The sequence below is a fragment of the uncultured Aquincola sp. genome (assembly GCF_964001545.1).
In the GTDB taxonomy this organism is placed as follows: domain Bacteria; phylum Pseudomonadota; class Gammaproteobacteria; order Burkholderiales; family Burkholderiaceae_C; genus Aquincola.
The window spans coordinates 1-5,982 of the sequence record NZ_CAXFDV010000611.1 but is presented as its reverse complement, the minus strand read 5'-3'; the positions used below and the strand labels follow the sequence as shown (position 1 = coordinate 5,982).

Sequence of the window (5,982 nt, the reverse complement as noted above, 5' to 3'; positions counted from 1 at the left end):
CCTTTTCCCACAGGCCCCAGGCCGGAAAGTTGAAGGCATTGATGAACAAGGCCACGCCCGGCGTGGGCAGCTGCACATGCTGCGACTGGAAAAGAGGCTCCTTGCCCAGCTTCACCGCATCACCGTCACGCAGGTGCGTAGCATCGCCCAGCGCCGCGCCCCAGCGGGCGTACTGGCCCAGCGTGAAGATGGCGCCGTCCACATCCACCGCGGTGTCGGCCTTCACGGTGCCGCTGTTGGCGATGGAAATGGCCTCGTAATCGGCCCGGTGGGCCTGCAGCACCTGGCCCACCTGCTGCAGCAGCGCGGCGCGCTGGCCGTAGGTCAAGGCCCGCAACGCGGCACCGCCGGTGCGGCGCGCAAAGGCAAAGCCTTCGGCCAGGTCAAGCCCTTCGGCGCTCACGCGCACCAGTTCATCGCCCAGCACGGGGTCGAACAGCGGCGTGCCTTCGCCGCGGCCGGCCTGCCAACGGCCGGCCAGGTGGTTGGGGAGCAATTCGGTCACCGGGAATCCTTCAAGCATGCGCCGCGGCGGGCGTGAAATCGATCTGCCCTTGCGGCAGCAGGTACAGCACCAGCGCACGGCCACCGCTGACGGTGGGCGGGTGCGCGCTGCCGGGCGGGTACACACACCAGCCGGCGGGGTGGCCGTCGAAGCGGGCGTCGCCTTCCAGCGGCATGATCAGGTCCACCTCACCCAGCGGATGCAGGTGGTGCGGGCCGGCGATGTCCTGCATGTCCACCACGTCCACCGAAAAGCCGTGCAGCGCCGGATCGGTGGCGGCAAACACCCGGCCATAGCGGATGCCGCCGCGCTCACGCTGGCACAGCCAGCCTTCGGCCACGCCTTGCAGGCACAGCTGCTTGAGCTGGCGGTAGGTGTCGCTGTCGGCGCCCAGTTCGGTGTTGAGCCACTGCGCCAGCGTGTCGTCCAGCGGCCGGCCTGCGATCTGCTCCGCCACCTGGGCGATGCGTTGGTGAAATAGGGCTTGCGACATGCTGCTGGCTCCGACCCAGTACAAGCTGGCTTGATGCGTCAGGCCCGATGAAGTATCTTGCCTGTGAGGGAAAGATAGCGACGAGGCAGTGCAGCGTCAAGCAATATAGTGCACTTCCAGTGATAACCCCTAGCGCCGCGCGCGAGAACCAAGAACATGAACCACAGGGCTGAAGGCACGACGATGGAAGCCGCAGAGGGCACCGAGGAGGCCAAGAACCCGCTGCTGCTGGCGCTGGGCGAGCGGGTGCGCACGCTGCGGGCGCGGCGCGGCCTCACGCGCAAGCAGGCGGCGCTGGCGGCCGACGTGTCGGAGCGGCACTTCGCCAACCTGGAATACGGCATCGGCAATGCGTCGATCCTGGTGCTGCAGCAGGTGGCCAGCGCGTTGCAGTGCCCGCTGGCCGAGCTGCTGGGCGACGTGACCACCAGCAGCCCCGAATGGCTGCTGATCCGCGAGCTGCTGGAACACCGCAACGAGGTGGAGCTGCGCCGCGCCCGCATCGCGCTGACCGAGCTGCTGGGCCAGCCCGGCGGCGACCGCGCCCGCGGCGGCCGCATCGCGCTGGTGGGCCTGCGCGGGGCCGGCAAGTCCACGCTGGGCCAGCTGCTGGCCGAAGACCTGGACCTGCCCTTCGTGGAGTTGAGCCGCGAGATCGAGAAGGTGGCCGGCTGCAGCATCCGCGAGATCCACGACCTCTACGGCACCGCCGCCTACCGCCGCTACGAGCGCCGCGCACTGGAAGAAACCGTGCAGATCTATGCCGACGTGGTGATCGCCACGCCGGGCGGCATCGTCAGCGACCCCGCCACCTTCAACCTGCTGCTGGCGCACTGCACCACCATCTGGCTGCAGGCATCGCCCGAGGAGCACATGGGCCGCGTGGCCGCGCAAGGCGACCTGCGGCCGATGGCCGCCAGCAAGGAGGCGATGGAAGACCTGCGCCGCATCCTGGCCGGGCGCGCCGCCTTCTACAGCAAGGCCGACCTGACGCTGGACACCAGCGGGCAGACGCTGGAGGCCAGCTTTGCGCAGCTGCGCGGATTGGCGCGCGAGGTATTGGCCCTGGAAGCCTGACCGACGCTGCCGGCGCCGCGCGCCGCAGGCTTGGGACAAACCCGAGAATGCACTTTATTGCATTACCCTGTCCTTGACGCACGATAGCGCAGGCACTATGCTGCATTCCATCGCGTCACAGAGAAGCAACCTGCTTCCACCGACAGGAGACCCGCATGAGCGACACCCCGAGCACGGCGCCCCGCGTCGATTACCGCACCGAGCCGGGCCAGTACCGGCACTGGTCCCTCAGCACCGACGGCGCCATCGCACGGCTGTCGCTGGACATCGCGGAAGACGGTGGCATCCGCCCCGGCTACAAGCTCAAGCTCAACAGCTACGACCTGGGCGTGGACATCGAGCTGCACGACGCCCTCAACCGCGTGCGCTTCGAGCACCCCGAGGTGCAGACGGTCATCGTCACCAGCGCCAAGGACCGCATCTTCTGCTCGGGCGCCAACATCTTCATGCTGGGTGTCAGCAGCCATGCGTGGAAGGTGAACTTCTGCAAGTTCACCAACGAGACCCGCAACGGCATCGAAGACTCCTCGAAGCATGAAGGCCTGAAGTTCGTGGCCGCGGTCAACGGCGCCTGCGCCGGTGGCGGCTACGAGCTGGCCCTGGCCTGCGACGACATCGTGCTGGTGGACGACCGCAGCAGCGCCGTCAGTCTGCCCGAAGTGCCGCTGCTGGGCGTGCTGCCCGGCACCGGCGGCCTGACCCGCGTGACCGACAAGCGCAAGGTGCGCCACGACCTGGCCGACATCTTCTGCACCAGCGTGGAAGGTGTGCGCGGCCAGCGCGCGGTGGAATGGCGCCTGGTGGACGCGGTGGCCAAGCCCGCGCAGTTCGCGGCCACGGTGCAGGAGCGCGCATCGAAGCTGGCCGCCGGCAGTCGCCGCCCCGGCCCGGGCACCGCCGGCATCCGGCTGCCGCGCATCGAGCGTGAAGACGGCCCCGACAGCCTGCGCTATGACCATGTGCAGGTGCAGATCGACCGCGAGCGCCGCACCGCCACGCTGACGGTCAAGGCCCCCACCGGCGCGCAACCGACGGACGTCGCAGGCATCGAGGCCGCGGGCGCCGCCTGGTGGCCGCTGGCCATGGCCCGCCAGTTGGACGACGCCATCCTCTCGCTGCGCACCAACGAGCTGGACGTGGGCACCTGGCTGCTGAAGACCGAAGGCGACGCCGCCGCGGTGCTGGCGGTGGATGCGCTGCTGCTGCAGCAGCAAGACCACTGGCTGGTGCGTGAAACGCTGGGCCTGCTCCGCCGCACCTTCGCGCGGCTGGACGTGTCGTCGCGCAGCCTGTTTGCGCTGGTGGAGCCGGGCTCCTGCTTCGCCGGCCTGCTGGCCGAGCTGGCCTTCGCGGCCGACCGCTGCTACATGCTGGCCCTGCCCGACGAGCCCGAGCGCGCGCCGCGGCTGCAGCTGGACGAACTGAACTTCGGCCCGCTGCCGCTGGTGACCGACCAGAGCCGCCTGGCCCGCCGCTTCCATGAAGAAGCGCCCGCGCTGGACGCCGCCCGCGCCGCCCTCGGCCGCGCGCTGGATGCCGACGAGGCGCTGCAGCTGGGCCTGGTGACGGCCGCGCCCGACGACATCGACTGGGACGACGAGATCCGCATCGCCATCGAAGAGCGCGCGGCCATGTCGCCCGATGCCTTGACCGGCCTGGAAGCCAACCTGCGCTTTTCCGGCAAGGAAAACATGGTCACCCGCGTGTTCGGCCGCCTGACGGCCTGGCAGAACTGGATCTTCAACCGCCCCAATGCCGTTGGCGACAAGGGCGCCTTGAAGGTGTACGGCAAGGGTGAGAAGGCCGCCTTCGACCTGAATCGCGTTTGATGAGGACACGGACATGAGCACCATCGACTACGCCCAGAAGATTCCGAACAACGTCAACCTGAGCGACGACCGCACCCTGCAGCGCGCGCTGGAAGGCTGGCAGCCCAACTTCATCCAGTGGTGGGACGACGTCGGCCCCGAAGGCTCGACCGACTACGACGTGTACCTGCGCACCGCCGTCAGCGTCGACCCGCAGGGCTGGGCCCAGTTCGGCCACGTGAAGATGCGCGACTACCGCTGGGGCATCTTCCTGAACCCCGGCGATGCCAACCGCCAGATCCACTTCGGCGACCACAAGGGCGAAAAAGCCTGGACCGACGTGCCCGGCGAACACCGCGCCAACCTGCGCCGCATCATCGTGACCCAGGGCGACACCGAGCCGGCCAGCGTGGAGCAGCAGCGCCACCTGGGCCTGACCGCGCCCAGCATGTACGACCTGCGCAACCTCTTCCAGATCAACGTGGAAGAAGGCCGCCACCTGTGGGCCATGGTGTACCTGCTGCACAAGCACTTCGGCCGCGACGGCCGCGAAGAGGCCGAGGCCCTGCTGCAGCGCCAGTCGGGCGACGAGAACAACCCGCGCATCCTGGGCGCGTTCAACGAGAAGACGCCCGACTGGCTGAGCTTCTTCATGTTCACCTACTTCACCGACCGCGACGGCAAGTTCCAGCTGGCCGCGCTGTCGGAAAGCGCCTTCGATCCGCTGGCCCGCACCACCAAGTTCATGCTGACGGAAGAGGCGCACCACATGTTCGTGGGCGAAAGCGGCGTCTCGCGCGTCATCGCCCGCACCTGCCAGGTGATGAACGAGCTGAAGACCGACGACGTGCAGAAGGTGCGCGCGGCCGGCGCCATCGACCTGCCCACCATCCAGCGCTACCTCAACTTCCATTACTCGGTCACCATCGACCTCTTCGGCGCCGACCAGTCGAGCAATGCCGCCACCTTCTACAGCTCGGGCCTGAAGGGCCGCTACGAAGAAGGCAAGCGCGACGACGACCACCTGCTCAAGGGCCAGACCTACCGCGTGCTGGAAGTGCAGAACGGCCAGCTGGTGGACAAGGAAGTGCCGATGCTCAATGCGCTGAACGAAGTGCTGCGCGACGACTTCATCAAGGACTCGGTGGCCGGCGTGAACCGCTGGAACAAGGTGATCGAGAAGGCCGGCATTCCCACCCGCCTGTCGGTGCCGCACAAGGCCTTCAACCGCCAGATCGGTGCGCTGGCGGGCCTGAAGCTGTCGCCCGACGGCCGTGTGGTGAGCGAAGCCGAATGGCAGGCGCGGCAGAGCGAATGGCTGCCCACGACCGAAGACCGCGCCTTCGTCGCCAGCCTGATGGGCCGTGTGGTGGAACCGGGCAAGTTCGCGAACTGGATCAGCCCGCCGGTGATGGGCATCAACCGCCAGCCCGTGGACTTCGAATACGTCCGCTTTAACTAGCCCACCCCGGGAGCGGGCAAGCATGAATGCCATGACTGACGTTGCTGTGATCAAGCAGCACCTGATCGATCCGGAGATCTGCATCCGGTGCAACACCTGCGAGGCCACCTGCCCGATCGGGGCGATCACGCACGACGACCGCAACTACGTGGTCAAGGCCGACGTGTGCAACGGCTGCATGGCCTGCATCTCGCCCTGCCCCACCGGCTCCATCGACAACTGGCGCACGATGCCCGCCACGCGCGCCTACCCGATCGAAGAGCAGCTGCTGTGGGACGAGCTGCCGCCCGAGCTGACGCCCGAGCAGCTGGCCGAGGCCGGCGTGTCAACTGATGCGCAGGCCGAAGCGGCGGTGCCGGTGCTGGCCCAGGCGCCGGCCGCCGCTGCGGCCAGCCTGGCTGAGACGCCGTTCAACAGCGCGGCCTACGGCGCCACCACGCCGCCGTGGTCGGCCGCGCATGCGTACACCAACCTGTACCCACCCAAGAAGCCCACCACCGCCACCGTGGTGGGCAACATCAACTGCACCGAAAGCGGCTTTGCCAGCGAAACCCACCACGTGGTGCTGGACTTCGGGAGCATGCCGTTCCCGGTGCTGGAGGGGCAGAGCATCGGCATCATTCCGCCCGGCGTGGAT

Annotated in this window: 6 protein-coding genes; 4 read left to right on the top strand and 2 right to left on the bottom strand. The window is 68.2% G+C overall.

Features of this window, described 5'->3' with window-relative positions:
* Both ABNT58_RS21310 and ABNT58_RS21305 read right to left on the bottom strand, forming a co-directional pair.
* Window positions 1–505 (bottom strand): aldehyde dehydrogenase family protein (locus ABNT58_RS21310; protein WP_348755418.1); only part of this gene is annotated, 505 nt, incomplete at its 3' end.
* A 10-nt stretch (window positions 506–515) separates the two neighbouring features.
* Complete coding sequence (locus tag ABNT58_RS21305; RefSeq protein ID WP_348755417.1) at window positions 516–998, bottom strand: DUF4863 family protein; 483 nt, start codon at window positions 996–998, stop codon at window positions 516–518.
* 156 nt (window positions 999–1,154) lie between these two features.
* On the opposite strand from ABNT58_RS21305, the gene ABNT58_RS21300 reads away from it, so the two are divergent.
* From ABNT58_RS21300 to ABNT58_RS21285, 4 genes are all read left to right on the top strand, one after another.
* The gene (locus ABNT58_RS21300) at window positions 1,155–2,075 is read left to right on the top strand and encodes a helix-turn-helix transcriptional regulator (protein WP_348755416.1); all 921 of its coding nucleotides are present in this window, start codon (window positions 1,155–1,157) and stop codon (window positions 2,073–2,075) included.
* A gap of 155 nt (window positions 2,076–2,230) precedes the next feature.
* On the top strand, window positions 2,231–3,904 hold the full coding sequence (boxC, locus tag ABNT58_RS21295; RefSeq protein ID WP_348755415.1) for a 2,3-epoxybenzoyl-CoA dihydrolase: 1,674 nt from the start codon (window positions 2,231–2,233) through the stop codon (window positions 3,902–3,904).
* A 13-nt stretch (window positions 3,905–3,917) separates the two neighbouring features.
* Window positions 3,918–5,345 (top strand): benzoyl-CoA 2,3-epoxidase subunit BoxB, encoded by a 1,428-nt coding sequence (gene boxB / locus ABNT58_RS21290; protein WP_348755414.1) that lies wholly within the window; start codon window positions 3,918–3,920, stop codon window positions 5,343–5,345.
* 22 nt (window positions 5,346–5,367) lie between these two features.
* Window positions 5,368–5,982, top strand: a 615-nt coding sequence (locus tag ABNT58_RS21285; protein WP_348755413.1) for a 4Fe-4S binding protein, incomplete at its 3' end; no start/stop codon positions are given.